Raw genomic sequence first — 16,099 nt, 5'->3', positions numbered from 1 at the left:
TAATACAACGAAATAACGTGCCTGGCGGATCATCGGCTGCTTCGCCGTGCCCGCGTCGCGTCACACGATCGTGCCTTCGCCCAGGGCGGCGCCCTGTTGCAGGCGCATCAGGTCGTCCTCGGAACGGTGGCACAGCACGACGGCCCCGTTCGACAGTTGCCGCCGCGACGGCGCCGTCGTGTTGCACAGCCCGTCCACCCGCATCGGACACCGCGCGAGGAACGTGCACAGCTCCACGTCTTGTGTGGCGGCCGCCACGGGCGGCAGCTCGCCGTGACAACGCGCCGATGCCTCCTCGAGCCAGCCCGCGCGCAACTCCGGCGCCGATGAAATAAGCAGGTCCGCATACGGATGGAAAGGCGGCTCGCACAGCGCCGTGCGGTCGCCCGCTTCCACGCGATGCCCCGCGTAGAGCACGACGATGTCGTCGCTGATCGAACGCATCTTGCCGATGTCGTGCGTGATGAAGAGATACGAGACGCCGAGCTTGCGTTGCAGATCCGCGAGCAGATCGAGAATGGCCGCGCCTACTACCGTGTCGAGCGCGGACGTCACTTCGTCGCAGAGAATCAGGTCCGGTTCGGCCGCGAGCGCACGGGCCAGATTCACACGCTGCTTCTGCCCGCCCGAAAGCTCCGCCGGCCGTCGCGCGGCGAGCGCCGCGGGCAGTCGCACGAGTTCGAGCAGCTCGGCCACGCGCGCCTGGGCGCGCGCGCCCTTCATGCCGTGATAGAACGCGAGCGGCCGCGAAAGAATCTGGCCGATGGTGTGAGACGGGTTCAGCGCCGTGTCGGCGTTCTGGAACACGATCTGAATGCGCCGGAACTGCTCTTTCGTGCGCTGCTCCATGCGTGCCGGCATGGGCTTGCCGTCCAGCAACAGCTGCCCTCCGCCCACCGGCACGAGCCCGGCAATGACCTTCGCGAGCGTCGTCTTTCCCGAGCCCGATTCGCCGATCACGCCTACCGTCTTGCCGCGATGAATCACGAGGTCGACGTCGTCGAGAATGCGCGTGGCGGGCAGCCCTTTGGCGTCGGCGCGTCCGTAGCCGGCCACGAGGCGCCGCACTTCGAGCAGCGGCCGTTGCGGCGCGGCACTGGAAGCAACGCCGGCCGCGGATGCGGACGTACCCGCCACGCCGTCGCGCACGCCACGCGGCGTCGGCGTAATGGCCGCGATCAGGCTCTGCGTGTAGCGATGCGCGGGCGCATGCAGAATCTGCTCCGTGCTGCCCACTTCGCGTATCTCGCCGTCGCTCAGCACCACGATACGGTCGGCCATCTGCGCGACCACGGCGAGATCGTGCGAGACGTACACCGCCGTCGTGCCCAGTTCCTTCACGACCTTGCGGAATGCGATCAGCACGTCGATCTGCGTCGTGACGTCGAGCGCGGTGGTGGGCTCGTCGAGAATCACGAGTTCGGGGTCGGTGATCAACGCCATCGCAGCCAGCAGCCGCTGCAACTGCCCGCCCGAAACCTGATGCGGATAGCGTTTGCCGATGCGCTCAGGGTCGGGCAGCGCGAGCGCGCGAAACAGCTCGACGGCCTTGGCCTGCGCCGCGCTCTTGCTCAACGTGCCGTGAATCAAGGCACTTTCGATCACCTGATCGAGGATCGTGCGCGCCGGGTTGAACGCGGCCGCAGCGCTCTGCGCGATATACGAAACCTTGCGGCCGCGCAGGCCGGCAAGTTGATCGGGCGACAGCGAACGCACGTCGCAGCCGCCCACGCGAATCGAGCCGCCCGCAATGCGGCAGCCGCTGCGCGCGTGGCCCATCAGCGAAAGCGCGATAGTCGTCTTGCCCGAACCCGATTCGCCGATCAGCGCGAGCACCTCGCCGCGCGCCACGTCGAAATCGATGCCACGCACGATGGGTGTTTCGGCGCTGCCGTCTGCTGAGCCGACCACGCGCAGGCCGCGCACTTCCACGAGGTTGCCGGTGTTCGTGTTCATCTCAGGCTCCCCCTACCGGCCGGCGCGCACGCAGGCGGTTACCCGTGCTGCCGCGCAGACCATCGATCAGCAGGTTCACGCCCACGGTGAGCAGCGCAATGGCAATGGCCGGCATCAGCACCACAGGCGCGCCATCGCCCAGGCATGCAATGTTCTCGCGCACAAGCGAGCCCAGGTCCGCGTACGGCGGCTGCACGCCAAGGCCCAGGAAACTGAGGCCGCTTAGCAGCAGCACCACGAACACGAAGCGCAGCCCCAGATCCGCGAGCATGGGGTGAATCATGTTCGGCAGGATTTCGAAGCAACAGATGTAGATCGCGTTTTCGCCGCGCACGCGCGCCACCTGCACGTACTCGAGCGAGCTGATGTTCACCGCGAGCGCGCGTGCAATGCGATAGGCGCCGGGCGTATAGCTCACGGCGGCCGTGAGAATCAGGAGCGGCAGCGACGAGCCGAACGCCGCCACCACCATCAACGCAAACATCTTGGTGGGAATCGAGCTGACGGCGTCGAGCACGCGGCTCATCGTTTCGTCCACGGCCTTGCCCGCCACTGCAGCGAGCAACCCAAGACTCGTGCCGACGAAGGCCGCCATGGAAGCCGCCGCCAGCGCGAGCAGCACCGTGAGGCGCGTGCCGTGAATGATGCGGCTCAGCATGTCGCGGCCAATGTAGTCCGAGCCGAGCGGCAGCTTCGCGCTGAAGCCGGCGAACACGTCCGGCGACACAATGGCGCCTTCGGAATGCGGCGCGAGCCACGGGCCGATCACCGCGACGAACAGCATGAACGCCACCATCACGAGACCGATGCGTCCGCTCGTCGAAAGCCGGAGCTTGCGCCGCGCGCGGCGTGCAGGCGGTGCGGAACCCGCCGAACCGGTGGAACCACCGGCCCCGTTCGCGCCGCCGGATGCGGGTTCCGGAAAGGATGAAGACATGCTGGCGCTCCTTGTCAGCGCGACCGGCGAACGGCGCAGGAAAGTGAGGCGGTTCATGTGCGCAACCTCGGGTTGGACACGATCGCGCAGAGGTCCGCGAGCGTGACGAGTATCAGATACGCGAGACAGAACAGCATCGTGCACGCCTGCACGAGCGGAATGTCGCGATTGCTCACGGCATCCACCATGAGCCGCGCGAGCCCCGGATAGTTGAAGATGGTTTCCACGATGATCACGCCGCCCAGCAGATACGACAGGCTCAGCGCCACTGCATTCGCGATAGGCCCGATCGCGTTGGGCAACGCGTGACGCAGTACGACGCGCGCGGGCCGCGCCCCTTTGAGAATCGCCATTTCCACATACGACGCGCGCAATTGCTCGACCACGGCGGCACGCGTCATGCGCGCCATCTGCGCGACGATCACGCAGCACAGCGTGATGACGGGCATCGCGTAGGCACGCAGGAACTGGTTGAACGTTTCGATCTCGCCGCCGTACGACAGCGCGGAAAGCCAGCGCAGCTTCACGGCGAAGATCAGCACCGCGAACGTGGCGATCAGGAATTCGGGCGTGGCCACCAGCGACAGCGTGCCGAGGCTCACAATGCGATCGAGCAACGTGCCCTGCTTCACGGCGGCCAGAATGCCGAGCCCGATGGCGAACGGCACGGACACCACCGTCGTGATGGCAGCCAGCGACAACGACTTCGGCAGGCGGCCCGCAATGAGTTCGCTAACGGGCATGCTCGCCGAAAGCGACGTGCCGAAGTTGCCGTGCGAGATGCCCGCGAGCCAGTGGAGATAACGCAGCCAGGCGGGCTGGTCGAGCCCGAACTGCTGGCGCAACGCGGCCACAGTGTCGGCCGTGGCCGCCTGGCCCATCGCCTGCTGCGCCGCGTCGCCGGGCAGCAGGTTGGTGATCGTGAAAATGATGAGCGACACGATCAGCAGCATGAGCAGCGTCAGCGCGAGGCGCCGCACGATCAACGAAGCAACGGTCTGGTTCATGGTTCCTGCCCGGTAGAACGGCTAGACGCCCAACAGCACGGTTGCGATGACGCCGGCCGCGCGTGCCACCGCGCAGCCGGCCTGTCGTATGGGCCCCCACAACGTCGGGAGCACGGCGCGCGCCGCATCAACGCGCGCCTGCGCCTGCGAGCATCAGGCTTCCCACCACACGTGCTCGGCAAACGAGAAGCCCATCATCGCCCCGGTCGGGATGGAACCCAAGCCCTTCAGGCGCTTGTCGTAGCCATCCAGCAGGCTCAGGAAGGTGGGAATGCCGATGCCGCCTTCCTTGCTCACGAGCACCTGCATGTCGGCGTACATCTGCTTGCGCTTGGCGTCGTCGGTTTCGGCGCGCGCGGCGAGCAGTAGTTGATCGAACTTCGGGTTCTTCCACCCGGACTCGTTCCACGGCGCATCGGACTTGAAGAACTGCGTGAAGAGCACGTCGGCGCTGGGACGCGGATTGATGCTGCCGAAGCCGAGCGGATGCTTCATCCAGTGGTTCGACCAGTAACCGTCCGCGGGCACGCGGTTCACCTGCAGGTTCATGCCGATCTTCTGCGCGCTTTGTTGCATGAGCACGGCCATTTCGATCGAACCGTTGGCGTCCGAGGTGGCGAAGACGGGCGGAATCGCCGCGCCGATGGCGCCTGCCTTTTGCAGGTGGAACTTGGCGCGGTCCAGATCGTAGGGACGCTGCGGCAAGCCCGCGAAGTAGTAGCGGTGCCCAGGCGGAATCGGCTGGTCGTTGCCTACCACGGCAAAGCCGCGAAACACGGCCGTGCGGATCTGATCGCGATCGAACAGATACTTCATGCCTTCCACGAAGTCCGGGTTGCCGGTGAGCGGGTTGTCGCGCCGCATGATGAGGTCGGTGTAGAGGCCCGACTTCGTTTCCTGAATCGCGTAGCCCGGCGTGGACGCAATGCGTTGTGTGGCACGCGGATCGACGCCGTTGATCAGATGCACGTCGCCCGAGAGCAGCGCGTTCGCGCGGGCCGCGTCGTCGGAAATGCCGATCAGTTCCACCTCGTCGAGGTAGGGCTTGCCCTGGCGCCAGTAGTTGTCGTTACGCACGCCCACCGTGGTGACGCCGGGTTTGAAGGTCTTGAGCTTGTAGGGGCCCGTGCCCACTGCGGTGGAGAAATCCGTCGTACCGTCGCGGATGATGACGAGCTGCGGCGTGGCGAGAATAACGGGCAGATCGGCATTCGGCTGCGTGAGCGTGATGGTCACTTCGTTCGGGCCGGTGGCCTTCACGTCGGCGAACTGGTCGGCCAGCGACTTCACCTTCGACGCCGTGGCCGGGTTCTTGTGGCGCAGCAGCGAGTACGTCACGTCGGCGGGCGTGAGCGGCTTGCCGTCGTGAAAGGTCACGCCCTTGCGCAGCTTCACGACCCACGTCTTCGCGTCCGTCGTGTCCAGCGACTCGGCTAGCGCGGGCTGCGGCGTGAGGCTCGGGTCGAACTGCGTGAGCCCGCTGTAGATCATGAAAAAGCGGATGTAGTCCGAGCCCGAGGAGCCCTTCGCAGGATCGAGCGTATCGGATGTGGATATCGACTCGTAAGCCGCGCGTACCTTGCCGCCGCGTTTGGGCGCATCGGCCGCGAAGGCGCTCTTCGCCCCCGCAAGCAGGCCTCCCGCGCCCGAGGCCAGCATGCCGCCCAGAGCCAATACACGCATCATGTCGCGGCGGCTGAAACCACCCTGTTTGATTTCATCGTCGTTCATGGAACCTGCTCCTCGGACAAAGGGAAAGTGACCGCAGTGTTTTATGCTGCCGCTCCTGGTATCGCTCGCCGCGCCTTTTGCTGGTCGCCTGCAAGGTCTCCTGCGCCCGCCGGGGTCCGCGCCTGCCCTGTCTGGCAAAGCTCACCGCCCGCGTGCTGATTGAATTTAAGCATCGCCAAATTAATGGAATGTCCTGATTCGCGAAGGCGCGCAATCGAAAGTCGCCGTTTTGATAGGCTCTCGCAGCAGGAATTGCTACGGCCGCGGCAGCGCCCTCTGCACGAGGGCCGGAGGTTGGGGTTACACCTTAGAGCGCGCGGTCTGCCCGGGCAATGCGTGACGTGCGGCAATGATTTGCAAGGATTTCGTCCCGCCGCGCGGTTGCAGGTGCGGACAAACCCCCAAAATGCTCAAGCCGGGCCGCTCTGCTGCCGTTTACGGGAGTAGCAGCACGCGGCTTCGCGGGGCGCGGGCTTCCAGATTCCAGATCCGCGCCGCAGGCAGCAGCCGCAAGGAGACTGCACTCACATTGCTACATTGAAGTCGTTTCTGAATACGTCAGCGGGACATCATGACAAGTCGCCCGGTTCATCGCGCATGGATACTCCGCTGCAGACGCGCCGTCGAAAGATGCGCAAGGCTGTTCGCGGTTCCGGCGGAGAATCCCGAGCTCATCCGCTCGCAATCCGCTGCGCTTTCCACGCAGATTCCTCTGCTGTATTTCATCCTCGTCACCAACAGCGTGGCGCTTGCACTCACACATCTGCACTCGGCGCCCATGTGGATGACCGTCTGGGCGCCCGGCGCCTTGTGCGGCTTCTGCATCGTGCGGCTCTTCTGGTGGCGGCGCATTCGCAACGTCGAAGTGGATACGGCCACGCACCTGAGGCGGCTGCGGCTCACGCTGCGCCTCGTGCCCGTGCTCGGCGTGCTGTTCACTGGCTGGGGTTTTAACCTCTACCAGTACGGCGACGCCTATGCCCAGGCGCACGTGGCGTTCTACATGGCGATCACCGTGATCGGCTGCATTTTTTGCCTGATGCACCTGCGCGGCGCGGCGCTCATGCTGGCCGCCATCGTGATCCTGCCGTTCGTGGTGTTCTTTTCGTTCACGGGCAACCTGGTATTCATGCTGATGGCGGCGAACCTGCTGCTCGTATGGGTCGCGATGATCTTCGTGCTGCTCGTGCACTATCGCGACTTTGCGCGGCTCGTGGAATCCACCGTGACGCTCCGGTTGCGCCAGGCCGAAACGCAGCGCTTGAGCGACGAGAATTTCCGGCTCGCGAATCTCGATTCGCTCACGGGCCTGCCGAACCGGCGCGCGTTCCTCGCGCACATCGACAGCATGGCGTCAGCGGCGGACAGCAACAGCGCGATCCGGCAGAAAGGCGCGAGCCCTATTGTGATCGGGCTCATCGATCTGGACGACTTCAAGCTCGTCAACGACGCCTACGGCCACAGCACCGGTGACCGCGTGCTCGCCGAAGTGGGCCGCCGCCTGCTGGACGTCAGCACGAACCCCGTGTTTTTCGCGCGGCTGGGCGGCGACGAATTCGGCATGCTGCTGCGCGAAAACCTCTCTACAGACGAATTGATGGCCCGCGGCCGTGTACTCTGCCGGCTACTTCAACAGCCGTACGAATTGGGCGACCTCACGCTGCGGCTCACGGCATCGGTGGGTTTTGCGGCGTCGGACGGTCCGGTCGAGCGCCCCGAACTGCTCTTCGAGCAGGCCGACCACGCGCTCTACTACGCCAAGCAGAACGCGCGGGGCGAACCGGTCATCTTCTCGCACACGCATGAAAGCGAGCGGCGCCGCATGGGGCTCATCGAACAGGCGCTCGCACATGCGGACCTCGAGCACGAGCTAACGGTCGCGTTCCAGCCTATCGTCGAATTGCCGAACCACCGTATTCTGGGTTTCGAGGCGCTGGCGCGCTGGACGCATGAGCGGTTAGGCGAGGTGCCGCCTGCCGAATTCATCGCGTGTGCGGAGCGCTCCAACCGCATCCTGGTGGTGAGCGAAGTGCTGCTGAAAAAGGCGCTGGCCGAGGCGCGGCGTTGGCCCGACGACACGTGGGTGTCGTTCAACCTTTCGGCGCGCGACATCGGCTCGCCCGAAGCGACGCAACGCATCGCCGACATCGTGCTCGCGAGCGGCGTGCCGCCTCACCGCATCGAGATGGAGATCACCGAAACGGCGCTGGTGAGCGACTTCGATCTGGCAAGCGAATCGCTGCGGCTGCTCAAGCAACTGGGCGTGCGCATTGCACTCGACGACTTCGGTACGGGCTTTTCGAGCCTCACCTACGTGCACCGGCTGCCGCTCGACAAGATCAAGATCGACCGCAGCTTCGTGAGCGACATCGTGCACAACGCGACGGGGCAAAGCGTGGTGAAGTCCATCGTGGACCTGTGCCGCAACCTCGATCTGGACTGCGTGGTGGAAGGCGCCGAAGACGAGGAGCAGGTGCGCATTCTGCACGAGCTGGGGTGCCGCAAGATGCAGGGCTATCTGTTCGGCAAGCCGATGGCGGGTGACGCGGCCTGTGCGCTGCTCAGCCGGGAAACGATTCAGGCGGCTTGAGTTGCCGGCAGTCTGAATGGCGGGCGGCGGGCGCGGAAGATGCGGAAGGCCAACGCGGCCGACCGCACGGCTCGCACCCTTTAGCGATTCAAAGCACGTTGAGCATGGCCAGCGCCGTTTCCTGCATGTGCGGCAGCACGCGCTTGAGCGACGCGTCCGCCGTCTCGTCGCCCATCGGCATGTTGGTGCTCAGTGCCGCCACCACCTGGCCGTGCCGGTTTTTCAGCGGAATGGCGATGCCTCTTACCCCCACCTGCAATTGCTGCTCGATGATCGCGTAGCCCTTCGCGCGGGCGCGGCGAATGCTGGTCAACAGCTTCGCGGGGTCCGTAATGGTGTGCGGCGTGAAGGGGTGCAGCGGGGTCGAGTTGAGCCAGTCCACCACGGCGTGCTCGTCCGGCTCGAATGCGAGCAGCACGACGCCGGGCGACGTGAGCGGCGCCGGCACGCGCGCACCCAGCACGAAGCCCGTGGTCATCACGCGCGACGGGCTGTTGCGCGCGATGAAGACGAGTTCCCATTCGTCGAGCACGCTCACGTACACGCCCTCGCCTATCGCCGCGCTCAGTTGCTGCAGATACGGTTGCACCATGCGCGGCAGGCGCGCCGAATCGAAATACGACCAGCCGACGCGCAGCACGCGCGGCGTGAGTCCGAAGAGCTTGCCGTCCGTGTAGAGATAGCCCAGATGTTCGAGCGTGAGCAGATAGCGGCGCGCGGCGGTGCGCGTCAAGCCCGTACGCTCCGCAGCCTGGGTAGGCGTCATGCGGGGATGGGTGTCGTCGAAGGCTTCGAGGATCGCGAGGCCCTTTTCGAGGCCCGCGATCCAGTCGCGCCTTGCCAGCGGTGTCTTGCTCATGCGTGTGGCGGCCGTTGTGGTTCGATCGTTGCGCGCGCGGCTGGCGAGCCGCGGCGCAATGTGTTGCGGATCAGGCTTTTTTCAGGCCTTTTTCACGCCTTTTTCATGAAGGCGGCAACGATCAGCGAGATCGCGCAGCCGGCACAGAGATACGCGGCCACGAGGTGCCACGAGCCACCGGCAAAGCTGACGAGCGCCACCGCGATGAACGGCGTGAAGCCGCCGCCCACCACGCTCGCGAACTGGTAGCCCACGCCCGCGCCGCTGTAGCGGTACTCGGCGCCGAACAGTTCGGTGAAGAGCGGCTGCTGGACGCTTACCACCATGTCGTGCGCCATGTTGGCGAGCAGCACGGCGAAGACGGTGATCCAGACCACCGAGCGCGCCTCCATGGCCAGAAAGAACGGCACGGCACACGCAAGGCCGATCAGCGCGCCGATCATGTAGATGCGGCGCAGGCCGAAGCGGTCGGCCAGCCACGCAAAGCACGGAATCGTTACGCAGCTCACGGCGCCCACGAGCAGGCTCACGTTGAGGAAGAACTCGCGCGGCATGCCGAGGTTCGTCGTGGAGTAGCTGAGCGCGAACGCCGTCACGATGTACATGGAGAACAGCTCGGCCAGACGCAGCGCAACGATCAGCAAAAACGCCTTCGGATGCCGGGTCAGCGCCTCGATCACGGGCATGCGCAGCTTGCGGTGACCCTTCTCGACCTTTTCCACGAACTCCTGCGACTCCGCCATGCTGGAGCGCACCCACAGACCGATCAGCACGAGCACCACGCTGAACACGAACGGCAGGCGCCAGCCCCACGACTTGAACGCGGCGTTGTCGAGCAGATGGCTGAGCAGCGAGACGAGCCCCGTGGCCAGCACGAGCCCCACGCCATAGCCCACCTGCACGCCGCTGCTGTAGAACGCCTTCTTCTTCGCGGGCGCGGATTCCACGGCCATCAGCGCAGCCCCGCCCCACTCGCCGCCCACCGCGAAGCCCTGAATGGCGCGCAGCGTGACGAGCAACACGGGCGCCCACCAGCCGATGCTGGCGAAGGTGGGCAAGAAGCCGATCAACATGGTGGAGAGGCCCATCATCATGACCGTGAGCACGAGCATGCGCTTGCGGCCGAGGCGGTCGCCGAAGTGGCCAAATACGATGCCGCCGAGCGGCCGGAACAGGAAGCCGACGCCGAACGTCGCGAATGCGGCAAGCGTGCCCATCGTGGGGCTCACGTTCGGAAAGAAGGCGCTGTTGAACACGAGCGCCGCGACGATGCCGTACAACAGGAAGTCGTACCAGTCCACCACCGCGCCGACGAAGCTGCCGAGCGCCGCCCGCCGGGCTTCGCTGCGCGTGTTGTCCCCGTACGCGAGGCGCGATGAATCGACAGCTGAATGCATGATGTGTCTCCTGAACTTTCTATCTGGATATGTCTTCGGCGCGGCGGCGAGCGTTGCGCGGATCGCCGCTGCCATGCGCGCCACGGTGATATCGTCCGTGGCTTGCAGGATAGTGGCGGCAGCCGCACGAGAGCAATCGGGCCCGAAATGTCGACGTGCGATAATCGCACGCTCGCGTGCAATAGTCGAACGCTCCTCGGGTTAGCACCAGGCGCCGTCGCGCTTCGAAAAGGCAACGTCGCTCCGCCTGCGCCGTCCGTGTCCTTCCGGATGCATCGGTCAACGAAAGGTAAGTGCAAAAGTCATGGAAAAACCCACCTCGCTTTCAGACGCCGCGCAAGACCGGCTGATCTCCCACGGGCCCGGCGAAGAAGCAAGCTTTGAGGCCGTGCTGGAATCGGCCAGGTCGCGATTACGTGCGGCCCCGGCGCTGCCCGGCGTCACGCTCGACCAGCAGTTGGCGCTGCTCGACGAACTCTCCCGCTTCGAACTGGGCCGCTTTCTGTTGGTGAACCGCGGGCTCAACGCGTGGTGGACCCATCAACTCGTGACCTACGACCCCTCGGCGGCGCTCGCGAATTCCCTCACCGATCTGGAGCGACGCGTGTTCGAAGCATTGCCGGCCACGCTCGCCACGCGTCAGCGTTTCGGCATCTTTCGCGAGCAGTTGCAAAGGCGGCTCGCGCCCGGCATGGCGCTGGCATCGGTGCCGTGCGGGCTGATGGGCGAACTGTTGCTGCTCGACTACGCGGGGTTCGAGGACGTCACGCTGACGGGCATCGATCTCGATCAACAGGCACTCGATGCCGCGCGCAAACTCGCCGAAACGCGCGGGCTGAGCGAGCGCGTAACGCTGCGCCGCGAAGACGCCTGGTCGCTGTCGCTCGAAAACGCCGTGGACGTGCTGACCAGCAACGGCCTGAACATCTACGAGCCGGACGACGTGCGCGTCGTCGCGCTGTACCGCTCGTTTTTCAAGGCGCTCAAGCCGGGCGGCACGCTCATTACGAGTTTCCTCACGCCTGCGCCCACGATGTCGGCCGACTCGCCCTGGGATATGGCGAAGACGCAGCCCGCCCTGCTCCAGCTGCAATATCTGCTGTTCGTGCGCGTGATCGATGCGAAGTGGAGTGCGTATCGCACGCATGCCCAGACGGCGCAGCAACTCGAAGAAGCGGGTTTCACGGAAGTCGAATTCATCGACGACGATGCGCGGATGTTCCCCACCGTCATCGCGCGAAAACCGGCTTGAAACAAGGCACGAAACGCCAAGACTGCGATGGCGCGAAGGAGTGTGAGCGCCGCCGCCGAGCGGAAAAGCGGCAAGGTTAACACCGCTTGCGGAAAGTTAACAGCGGTACGTGCACGGTATATCGCCGATGCACACTTTGCGTGTGCCGTGAGCAACATTGTCCTGGTGTTTGTGCGCGCTTCCTGGCAAGCTATCTCTCTACGTTGGCTCGCGGTCCGAACACCGCGAAGACCATGAACAATGGAGAGTCCTATGGCAATGAGCTCGCATTCACGGGAAGCAAGCGCGGCGGAGCGATTCGTTTGGGCAACGCGCAAGGTCGATATGGCGTTTCGCGCGACGCGTGCCGAGCCGTCCGCAACGGACAGCGCGCAGCGCGATCACTCGCGCGCCGTGCTGGAACTCGAACAGGCGTTGGAAGAACTGGCCGCCGCGCAGGCGCTGTTCGACGCCACCGTGCGCAAGAGTTCGTCACGCCGCTCGTAGCAGGGTGCGCACGCGGCCCGTGCAATCCGCAGTCAGCGCTGAGGCGGCTGCGGATTGTTGGCCGGATTCGTATCGAACTTCGCCACGCGCTCGATACCGCTCCCCTCATTCACGAGTGCCAGTAGCTCACGCTCCAGCGCGTCCGCCACGTCCTTCCCGTACACCTCGTCGCCCTTCACGTACACCGTGAACGACTTCAGGTATTTCGCCTGTTTCGCGGGGTTTTCGATCGTGTCTTTCGTCCACTGATAAAGCGGATATTTTTCGACGCCTTCTTTCTCGGCCTCGCTGACATAGCCGGCAAAGGCGTCGTACTGACACACCAACTGCGCGCCATGCCGTTGCAGCACCTCATGCAACGGCGCATACGCGTGCCCGGAGGGATCGCTGCGCAGCTCGGGCGCCAACGCCTCCGAAGCCGTGAGTCTGAGCTGGAACTGCCACGCGTTGTCCATGTTCGCCTCTCTTCGATGGATTCGTGCAAGCGGGTGCCCCGGCTCGGCCCGCGCTCAAGTGGACTTCAGGTGGAAAGCGGAACGCGCTCGGGCTCGTCGGCCTCGAACCAGTCGGGGTTGCGCGCCGCAATGGGCCCGAGCGAGACGAGTATTTCACGCAGATGCGCGCGCATTGCTTCCTCGGCGGCGCCGGCATCGTGAGTGCGCAACGCCGCCAGAATCTTTGCGTGCTGACGGATCAGCAAATCGAGCGGCGACACCTCGGGCAAGCTGAGGTAGCGCACGCGGTCCATCTGCGCCTTGATGTCCTGAATGGTGTCCCAGGCGGCAGTGCAGTCGATGGACTGCGCGATGGAGCGGTGGAATGCTTCGTCGAGTGTGAGGAACGCTGCCGTGTCGTTGGCGCGCGCCGCGACTTTCTGTTCGCGGATATTGTCGGCAAGGTCCTGCAACTGGGTGTCGCTGATCGATGCAGCGGCCTTGCGCACCACTGCCGTTTCGATCGCTTCGCGGATGAACCGCCCTTCGCGAACCTGGCGCGGCGAAATGCGCTTCACGAAGGTGCCACGCTGCGGCAACACCTGAAGCACGCCTGCTTCCACCAGCTTGATGAACGCTTCACGCACGGGCTGCCGCGAAACATGGAACATCTCGGAAACTTCCTTCTCCGAGAGTGGCGTGCCGGGCGTCATGTGTCCCGCGAAAATGGCCTCACGCAGCACACGAAAAATCTGCTTGCCGATGGGTTCGTGCGAATCGTGCTGCACTTGATCGGTGAGGTCGGGCAGTGCGACGCGCGCCGCAGCCATGCTTGCGGCACGCCCCGCGCGCGTGACACGCGACACGCGTGGCGCCGCAGCGCGCGGAGCGACAGCCGGGTCAACACGCGCAGTGGCGGAGGTACGGTTCGAAGCGGATTTCATCTCGGTTGAGCGGAGCAGATGGGCAGAGCGTAGTCCAGTAAAACGCGGCAAGGCGTGAACGGCGTGGACCGGCTCGAACCGCGCCATCCTACCACGCGCGTTTCACGCTCAAAGCCCGTGCACGAGGCTCGCGAATCCAGATGGCCGAGCAGATCGATCCGAGTACGGCCACACCGCCTGCCAGCACGAACGCACTGCCGTACGCGCCATGCGTGGCTTCCACGATGAAGCCGGTAATCGCAGGGCCGATCACGCCGGCGAGGTTGGCGAGCAGGTGCACGAAACCGCCTGCACCGCCCACGTGTTCGCGCGGCACCGTGTCCTGAATCACGGCCCAGTACACGGAGCCGGTGACGTACAGGAAGAAGATGGCAAGCGACATCAACGTCACCGCGCCGCTCACGCTTGCCACACGGCCCGCAAGTGCGACGCACACGGCCGTGGCGCCAAGACAGACGGCCAGCACGATGCGGCGCGACAGCAAGGCCTTACCGGTCATGCGCAAAATGCCGTCCGACACGAAACCGCCCAGTGCGAGCCCGATGCTGCCGAGCAGCCACGGAATGACTGTGGCAAAGCTCATGTCGCGCAGGCTCAGATGATGTGCCTCGGTCAAGTAAGTGGGGAACCACGAGAGAAAGAAGAACAGCACGTAGTTGTACGAGAAAAACGCGAACGCCGTGGCGAGCACGAGCGGCTTGCGCAGGTAGTAGCCGAGCGGCGCGGCAGCGCCCTCCGGCGCGAGCGTGGCGGCTTCTCGCCCGGTCTGCCCGGCCTCGATCAGCGCGAGTTCCTCGCCGGAGATGCGCGGGTGGTCGTGAGGACGCTCGGTCGTCGTCGTGACCCACAGCGCGAGCCATGCGAGACCCAGCAGCATGATGCCGACGAATGCCCAGCGCCAGCCGAACTGCACCGCGAGATAACCGACCACAGGCCCAGCCAACGCGCCGCCCAGCGGCGTACCCGAACTGATCACGCCGATGGCGCTCGCCACTTCGCGGCGCGGAAACCAGTTGTTGACCATCTTGCTGTTCGTGGAGCTGAACGGCCCTTCACCCATGCCGAACAGCACGCGCAGCACGATGAGCGAAACGATTCCTGTGGCGAGCGCTGTGGCTCCGCAGAAGATCGACCACACGCCCATCGCGACGCCGAATACGAGCTTCGCACCCAACCGGTCAGACAGCACGCCGCCCACGAAGTTGAACAACGCGTAGCCGATGAAAAAGCTGCTGAAGACGATGCCGAGCTGCGCATGCGAGAAGTGCAGGTCCTGCTGGATCAGCGGCGCCGCGATGGAAAGCGCCGCGCGATCGAGATAGTTGATGATGCCCGCGAGAAAAAACAGGGCGACGACGAACCAGCGCTGACTCCTGATCATGAAGTGTCTCCTGATATTCGCCTCTTGACGGGCGTCTGGTGAAAAACATGGGACCACAGATGCGGCCAGGTCCGGCGGTCGTTAATCGAAACTCAAATGCACCTTCATCGACTGCGAACGGTCATGGGCAATCTCGAATGCCCGATTCGCTTCGGCAAGCGAAAACGAATGCGTCATCAAAGGGCTCAGGTCGATGCGGCCCGATGCGATTTCATCGGCTGCAACCGCGTATTCGTTGGCGAAGCGAAATGAGCCCATGTAGCGAATCTCTTTCGACATCACGAGGTTGGCCGCCACCGGCGATTGCCCTGCCGGCAGATTGCCCACCTGCGTCACCGTGCCGCCCGCACGCACCGAACGCAGCGCGGTATCGAGCCCGGCAGGGCTACCCGAGGCTTCGATCACGACGTCGAACGTGCCGCGCTGCGCTGACCAGCGGGCGATCTGGTCGGCATCGGCGGCGTTTACGGTTTCGTCTGCGCCGACCGAACGAGCCACTTGCAGCGCCTTGTCGGAAAGATCCACCGCCACCACGCGATGCGCCCCTGCACGCTGCGCCACGGCAAGCAACAGGCATCCGATAGGCCCGCAGCCGACGAGCAGCACGCGTGCGCCCACGAGCGAGCCGGCCTGCTTCACCGCATGCAACGCGACGGCAAGTGGCTCGGCCATCGATGCCTGCGCGAAGCCGAGGCTTTCCGGCACCGGCACGCACTGCGTCGCGCTCACCACGATGAACTGCCGGAACATGCCCTGGCTGTGCGGAAACGTGGACGCACTGCCCATGAAGCGCATGTTGAGGCAATGGTTCGGCATGCCCATGCGACAGAAGCGGCACGTGCCGCACGCGAGCCCAGGGTTCACGGCCACGCGCTGCCCTCGCACGAGGCCGGTCACGTCTGCGCCCACGCAGTCGATCTCGCCTGCCGCTTCGTGCCCGAGGATGAACGGCTCGCGCACCGCGAAGTCGCCGCTCTTGCCCTTGAAGTAATACGAGAGGTCCGATCCGCAGATGCCGCCCGCGCGTACGCGCACGCGGACCTGGCCTGCGGCGGGTTCGGGCGGATCGAGTTCGTCGATACAAATGCGTTGGGGCTCATGTAATACCGCAGCCAGCATGGTCAG

General features: G+C 64.9%; 13 protein-coding genes. 3 read left to right on the top strand and 10 right to left on the bottom strand.

Annotated features, from left to right (window positions below; all coding sequences use genetic code 11):
• Nucleotides 1–60 precede the first annotated feature (60 nt).
• From P2869_RS20880 to P2869_RS20865, 4 genes are all read right to left on the bottom strand, one after another.
• Entirely contained in the window at nucleotides 61–1,956 is a 1,896-nt protein-coding gene (locus P2869_RS20880; RefSeq protein WP_277599416.1) for an ABC transporter ATP-binding protein, read from the bottom strand.
• 1 nt (nucleotide 1,957) lies between these two features.
• Complete coding sequence (locus P2869_RS20875; protein WP_277599415.1) at nucleotides 1,958–2,893, bottom strand: ABC transporter permease; 936 nt, start codon at nucleotides 2,891–2,893, stop codon at nucleotides 1,958–1,960.
• 53 nt (nucleotides 2,894–2,946) lie between these two features.
• Nucleotides 2,947–3,900: an ABC transporter permease gene (locus P2869_RS20870; protein WP_017777358.1), complete on the bottom strand. Its 954-nt coding sequence runs from the start codon at nucleotides 3,898–3,900 to the stop codon at nucleotides 2,947–2,949.
• 153 nt (nucleotides 3,901–4,053) lie between these two features.
• Nucleotides 4,054–5,631, bottom strand: coding sequence for an ABC transporter substrate-binding protein (locus P2869_RS20865; RefSeq protein WP_017777357.1), 1,578 nt, complete (start codon nucleotides 5,629–5,631; stop codon nucleotides 4,054–4,056).
• 571 nt (nucleotides 5,632–6,202) lie between these two features.
• Here P2869_RS20865 and P2869_RS20860 point away from each other — a divergent pair.
• Nucleotides 6,203–8,221, top strand: coding sequence for an EAL domain-containing protein (locus P2869_RS20860; RefSeq protein ID WP_277599414.1), 2,019 nt, complete (start codon nucleotides 6,203–6,205; stop codon nucleotides 8,219–8,221).
• An 88-nt stretch (nucleotides 8,222–8,309) separates the two neighbouring features.
• Here the strand turns inward: P2869_RS20860 and P2869_RS20855 are convergent, their stop codons facing one another.
• Nucleotides 8,310–9,080 carry an IclR family transcriptional regulator C-terminal domain-containing protein gene (locus P2869_RS20855; RefSeq protein ID WP_277599413.1) on the bottom strand — a complete coding sequence of 257 codons (771 nt, stop codon included), beginning with the start codon at nucleotides 9,078–9,080 and terminating at the stop codon, nucleotides 8,310–8,312.
• A gap of 92 nt (nucleotides 9,081–9,172) precedes the next feature.
• Complete coding sequence (gene shiA / locus P2869_RS20850; RefSeq protein ID WP_017777354.1) at nucleotides 9,173–10,477, bottom strand: shikimate transporter; 1,305 nt, start codon at nucleotides 10,475–10,477, stop codon at nucleotides 9,173–9,175.
• A 304-nt stretch (nucleotides 10,478–10,781) separates the two neighbouring features.
• On the opposite strand from shiA, the gene P2869_RS20845 reads away from it, so the two are divergent.
• Nucleotides 10,782–11,729, top strand: coding sequence for a class I SAM-dependent methyltransferase (locus P2869_RS20845; RefSeq protein ID WP_277599412.1), 948 nt, complete (start codon nucleotides 10,782–10,784; stop codon nucleotides 11,727–11,729).
• A 258-nt stretch (nucleotides 11,730–11,987) separates the two neighbouring features.
• Complete coding sequence (locus P2869_RS20840; RefSeq protein WP_277599411.1) at nucleotides 11,988–12,215, top strand: hypothetical protein; 228 nt, start codon at nucleotides 11,988–11,990, stop codon at nucleotides 12,213–12,215.
• Between the two features lie 32 nt (nucleotides 12,216–12,247).
• Here P2869_RS20840 and P2869_RS20835 read toward each other — a convergent pair whose 3' ends face one another.
• From P2869_RS20835 to P2869_RS20820, 4 genes are all read right to left on the bottom strand, one after another.
• Nucleotides 12,248–12,670, bottom strand: a complete 423-nt coding sequence (locus P2869_RS20835; protein ID WP_017777351.1) for a hypothetical protein — start codon at nucleotides 12,668–12,670, stop codon at nucleotides 12,248–12,250.
• A gap of 65 nt (nucleotides 12,671–12,735) precedes the next feature.
• Complete coding sequence (locus P2869_RS20830) at nucleotides 12,736–13,479, bottom strand: GntR family transcriptional regulator (RefSeq protein WP_277599910.1); 744 nt, start codon at nucleotides 13,477–13,479, stop codon at nucleotides 12,736–12,738.
• Between the two features lie 202 nt (nucleotides 13,480–13,681).
• Nucleotides 13,682–14,974, bottom strand: a complete 1,293-nt coding sequence (locus P2869_RS20825) for an MFS transporter (RefSeq protein ID WP_277599410.1) — start codon at nucleotides 14,972–14,974, stop codon at nucleotides 13,682–13,684.
• 81 nt (nucleotides 14,975–15,055) lie between these two features.
• Nucleotides 15,056–16,093: an L-idonate 5-dehydrogenase gene (locus tag P2869_RS20820; protein WP_277599409.1), complete on the bottom strand. Its 1,038-nt coding sequence runs from the start codon at nucleotides 16,091–16,093 to the stop codon at nucleotides 15,056–15,058.
• Nucleotides 16,094–16,099: the final 6 nt, after the last annotated feature.

The organism is Paraburkholderia sp. SUR17, assembly GCF_029536165.1.
GTDB lineage: Bacteria > Pseudomonadota > Gammaproteobacteria > Burkholderiales > Burkholderiaceae > Paraburkholderia > Paraburkholderia kururiensis.
The sequence above is the reverse complement of the archived record's forward strand: the minus strand, read 5'-3'. Positions and strand labels throughout refer to the sequence as shown.

Excerpts from the sequence above, each read along its gene's own strand:
- P2869_RS20820 (WP_277599409.1), bottom strand. The coding sequence starts at position 16,093 with ATGCTGGCTGCGGTATTACATGAGCCCCAACGCATTTGTATCGACGAA.
- P2869_RS20865 (WP_017777357.1), bottom strand. The coding sequence starts at position 5,631 with ATGAACGACGATGAAATCAAACAGGGTGGTTTCAGCCGCCGCGACATG.
- P2869_RS20825 (WP_277599410.1), bottom strand. The coding sequence starts at position 14,974 with ATGATCAGGAGTCAGCGCTGGTTCGTCGTCGCCCTGTTTTTTCTCGCG.
- P2869_RS20855 (WP_277599413.1), bottom strand. The coding sequence starts at position 9,080 with ATGAGCAAGACACCGCTGGCAAGGCGCGACTGGATCGCGGGCCTCGAA.
- P2869_RS20845 (WP_277599412.1), top strand. The coding sequence starts at position 10,782 with ATGGAAAAACCCACCTCGCTTTCAGACGCCGCGCAAGACCGGCTGATC.
- P2869_RS20875 (WP_277599415.1), bottom strand. The coding sequence starts at position 2,893 with ATGTCTTCATCCTTTCCGGAACCCGCATCCGGCGGCGCGAACGGGGCC.
- shiA (WP_017777354.1), bottom strand. The coding sequence starts at position 10,477 with ATGCATTCAGCTGTCGATTCATCGCGCCTCGCGTACGGGGACAACACG.
- P2869_RS20880 (WP_277599416.1), bottom strand. The coding sequence starts at position 1,956 with ATGAACACGAACACCGGCAACCTCGTGGAAGTGCGCGGCCTGCGCGTG.
- P2869_RS20840 (WP_277599411.1), top strand. The coding sequence starts at position 11,988 with ATGAGCTCGCATTCACGGGAAGCAAGCGCGGCGGAGCGATTCGTTTGG.
- P2869_RS20870 (WP_017777358.1), bottom strand. The coding sequence starts at position 3,900 with ATGAACCAGACCGTTGCTTCGTTGATCGTGCGGCGCCTCGCGCTGACG.
- P2869_RS20830 (WP_277599910.1), bottom strand. The coding sequence starts at position 13,479 with ATGGCTGCGGCGCGCGTCGCACTGCCCGACCTCACCGATCAAGTGCAG.
- P2869_RS20835 (WP_017777351.1), bottom strand. The coding sequence starts at position 12,670 with ATGGACAACGCGTGGCAGTTCCAGCTCAGACTCACGGCTTCGGAGGCG.
- P2869_RS20860 (WP_277599414.1), top strand. The coding sequence starts at position 6,203 with ATGACAAGTCGCCCGGTTCATCGCGCATGGATACTCCGCTGCAGACGC.